General features: G+C 37.1%; 3 protein-coding genes and 1 riboswitch. All 3 genes read right to left on the bottom strand.

The features are described from left to right. Positions 1 to 46: 46 nt before the first annotated feature. Complete coding sequence (hemW, locus tag IKV95_RS04580; RefSeq protein WP_069118885.1) at positions 47 to 1,186, bottom strand: radical SAM family heme chaperone HemW; 1,140 nt, start codon at positions 1,184 to 1,186, stop codon at positions 47 to 49. A 209-nt stretch (positions 1,187 to 1,395) separates the two neighbouring features. Then, positions 1,396 to 1,986 (bottom strand): hypothetical protein, encoded by a 591-nt coding sequence (locus tag IKV95_RS04575; RefSeq protein ID WP_069125866.1) that lies wholly within the window; start codon positions 1,984 to 1,986, stop codon positions 1,396 to 1,398. 92 nt (positions 1,987 to 2,078) lie between these two features. Then, on the bottom strand, positions 2,079 to 3,368 hold the full coding sequence (locus IKV95_RS04570) for an O-acetylhomoserine aminocarboxypropyltransferase/cysteine synthase family protein (protein ID WP_069125867.1): 1,290 nt from the start codon (positions 3,366 to 3,368) through the stop codon (positions 2,079 to 2,081). A 108-nt stretch (positions 3,369 to 3,476) separates the two neighbouring features. Then, positions 3,477 to 3,577, bottom strand: a riboswitch (SAM riboswitch). Positions 3,578 to 3,742 lie beyond the last annotated feature (165 nt).

The raw sequence follows: 3,742 nt of genomic DNA, 5'->3' as shown, positions 1-3,742 counted from the left end.
TACAATATCGTTGCCATTGTACGGGCTGTTTTCGTTTTTATTCGTATTAGCGCTCAAATAAGAAATCACGAAATACTACGTTACCTAAAAAACGTCCTTGTCGTGATAATTTAACTTGGTCACCTTCCACTTGCATCAAACCTTTATCCACAAAACGATTAATCGGTTCATGATATACATCAAACATGTCTTTACCGAATTTTTCTTTAAAGTGAGAAATAGAAACGCCTTTTGTACGGCGTAATCCTAAAAACATTTCTTCTTCAATGTGTTCATTTAAACCTAAATCTTTCGTTTGAAATGTAGGTAATTCTCCTGCTTCTAAGGGCGTCATGTATTTCTTCAGTGGACCGGCATTAGAATAACGTGTATCACCAAGAAATCCATGCGCGCCTGCACCAAATCCGTAATATTCTTCATTTGCCCAATACGTAATGTTATGGCGACTTTCATAACCAGGTTTGCAGAAATTACTTATTTCATACTGTTGGCGACCATGTGCTGCCATTGTATCCATCAAGTAACCATACATGTTAGCTTCTGCATCTTGTCCAGGTAAGATTAACTTCCCTTTTTGCATCAAATTATAAAAGATTGTTTTAGGTTCCACGATTAAAGAATATGCTGAATAATGTGGTAAATCAAGAGCGAGTGCTTTTGATAGCGTATCTTTAAAATCTTCTTCTGTTTGTCCAGGAAGACTAAAAATTAAATCAATTGAAATATTTTCAAAACCAACTTGGTGCGCATTTTTTACTGATTGATAAACATCAGCTACAGTATGAATACGTCCAATTTTTTTCAAAAGGTCTTGATTAAAACTTTGTACGCCCATACTTAGACGATTAACGCCGTGCTGACGCATAACTTCTAACTTATCAAGCGACAAATCACCAGGATTAGCTTCAAATGAAAATTCACCTGTAGCTTCATCATAAGGTAATAACTCGCGAATACCACCACAAAGTTTATCAAGTTGTTTTGGTGTAAGCGTTGTGGGTGTTCCCCCTCCAACAAATATTGTTTCAACGTTTTCAACGGGTCGTTCCTCAAGGCGCATTTTCATCTCTAGTAATAACGTATCGATGTATTGATCTACAGGCTGCCCCTCTAAAAATACCTTGTTAAAATCGCAGTAATAGCAAATGTGTTCACAAAATGGAATGTGTATATAAACGGCTGTCATTATTGGCCTTCCTTTCTTACTCAACGTTCTTTATTTTACGTGAAGCTACCTTTTTATTCAAGTCGTTCGTTTTATTAAAAAAATCCTACAGTATGATACAGTCTATCGATTTCTTTTAACACATTAATTTTATTCTACAGATACTAAGACTCTTAAGTTAATGATTGCCTCAAAAAAGACCTCTCAAGTAAATGAGAGGCCGTTTGTTACTATTTTTTTAACCAATTGCGAAAACGTTCTTCCATAGTACCAATACTATCTTCAACGCGGTCATTTAATTTATGTTTACGATTTTCTTGTAATTTAGTAATCGCTTCTTCACGTAACTCTGCTTCAACTTCTTGCGCATGTAACACTTGAAATTCCACAGTAACAGCTGGTTCACGTACAACCGTATGAGCGCCACGTTCGTTTAAGTACTGGTCCAATAAACCATTTTCTTCCTCTTCTACAATTAACAAGAGTGCACTTTGATTTAATGCAAGGTTATTATTAATTGCTTCAACGATCGTTTTATCGTCAATCGATGCACTTCCCATTAATGGACCTAAATCTGGTCCTAATAATGCCCCTAATGGACCGTCAATAATTTCAACAATCCCACCAATTAAACCTCCGGTGGACCAACTATCATCTGTTTTATCAACGTTGAAGCCATCATATCGAGAAATACCTGTGGCTGTTTTTTTTAGCACAACTGCAGTTAGGACACTAAAACCTGCCATACTGCTGCGTAAATCGGATAATGCATTTTCACTTTCTGTGTTTCGGTTAAAAAGTACCGATACAATATTGATCATAGTCATCATCTCCTCTTCCCTTTCACTATAGGCTTGTTGACAGAAAAATTCAACTGAGAGCTTACAGCATTTTCAAGAAGATGCTTCATTGGTTACTTTTGTGTTTTTTCAAGCGCTTGTTCAATATCCCAAAGGATATCATCTATATTTTCTAATCCAATAGAAAGACGTATTAGGTCGGGTGTAATTCCAGCTTTAGCTTGATCTGCTTCTGATAGCTCAGAGTGCGTTGTACTTGCTGGATGAATAACTAATGATTTAGAATCACCAACATTTGCAAGCAATGAAAATAACTTTATGCTATCAATAAATGTTTTTCCAGCTGTCACACCACCTTTAATTCCAAATGTAAAGATTGAACCTGCGCCTTTAGGTAAATATTTTTTCGACAAGTCTTGATAAGGATTTCCGTCTAATTCAGGATAACTCACCCATTCAACAGCAGGATGCTCATTTAAATAGTTTGCCACCGCTCGAGCATTTGACACGTGTCTTTCTACACGCAATGATAAAGATTCTAATCCTTGTAATAAATAAAAGGCACTCTGCGGACTAATTGCTGCTCCAGTATTACGCAATAATTGCACACGCGCTTTGAGAGCAAAGGCTACGTCCGGAACATCAGCATATACTAACCCACTATAACTTTCATCAGGCGTTGTAAAGTCGGGAAACTTACCACTTGCTCGCCAATCAAATTTACCACTGTCTACTAAAATACCGCCTAAGGTTGTCCCGTGACCTCCAATAAATTTAGTTGCAGAGTGTACAACAATATCAGCTCCAAAATCAAACGGGCGAATTAAATAGGGCGTTCCAAATGTGTTATCAATGATAAGTGGAATATTATTTGCATGAGCCACCGCTGCTACAGCTTCAATATCTAACACATTGATACGCGGATTCCCTATTGTTTCAGCAAAGATTGCCTTTGTATTAGGTTTAATCGCTGTCTCAAAATTAGTGCTATCATCTGGATCTACAAAACTCACAGTGATTCCTAATTTACTTAACGTTGACTTAAACAATTCGTATGTTCCACCATATAATGTGCTTGCTGCAACAATATGATCACCTGAGTTAGCCACGTTTAAAATCGCATAAAAAATAGCTGAAGCGCCCGAAGCAGTTGCCAAAGCAGCTGTCCCACCCTCTAATTGTGCAATTCTCTGTTCAAATACATCTTGTGTCGGGTTCATAATTCGTCCGTATACATTACCTGGCTTACGTAGCTGGAAGAAATCAGCTGCTTCTTCTGCATTTTTGAATACGAACGATGTTGTTTGATAAATTGGAACAGCTCGTGCCCCTGTTGTTGGATCGGGTTCTTGCCCCGCATGGATTTGTAAGGTTTCGAATTGAAACTGATGTTCTTTTGTCATTTTAACCGCTCCTTTTAATGTTATTAATCAAATAACTTATGTAGAGAAGGTGCATTAAATACAAAAAAGCCGTCTCTTCTAAAAGAGGCAGCTTTTTACAATGCTGAACTCTCATCTTTCAGGTTTAAACCTGCAGGAATTAACACCATACGCATAACGCTGGTTGTCGGGTTTCATAGGGCCTGTCCCTCCACCACTCTAGATAAGAATTAATAAAGATAACGCCAGTCATCTTATTAATCGGTTTATTTAATTGTTTCTATCATAACTGATGCTTTATTCGTACGTCAAGTATTTGTTTGAATTTTCAGTTATTTAATCGAAGTGTTCCATTGTGCTTTAAACTAAACTATCGATTGGTACTCACTTAATTT

The sequence above is a fragment of the Brochothrix sp. genome (assembly GCF_017549435.1).
In the GTDB taxonomy this organism is placed as follows: domain Bacteria; phylum Bacillota; class Bacilli; order Lactobacillales; family Listeriaceae; genus Brochothrix; species Brochothrix thermosphacta.
This window is presented reverse-complemented; position numbering and strand designations above follow the sequence as displayed.

Excerpts from the sequence above, each read along its gene's own strand:
- hemW (WP_069118885.1), bottom strand. The coding sequence starts at position 1,186 with ATGACAGCCGTTTATATACACATTCCATTTTGTGAACACATTTGCTAT.
- IKV95_RS04575 (WP_069125866.1), bottom strand. The coding sequence starts at position 1,986 with ATGATCAATATTGTATCGGTACTTTTTAACCGAAACACAGAAAGTGAA.
- IKV95_RS04570 (WP_069125867.1), bottom strand. The coding sequence starts at position 3,368 with ATGACAAAAGAACATCAGTTTCAATTCGAAACCTTACAAATCCATGCG.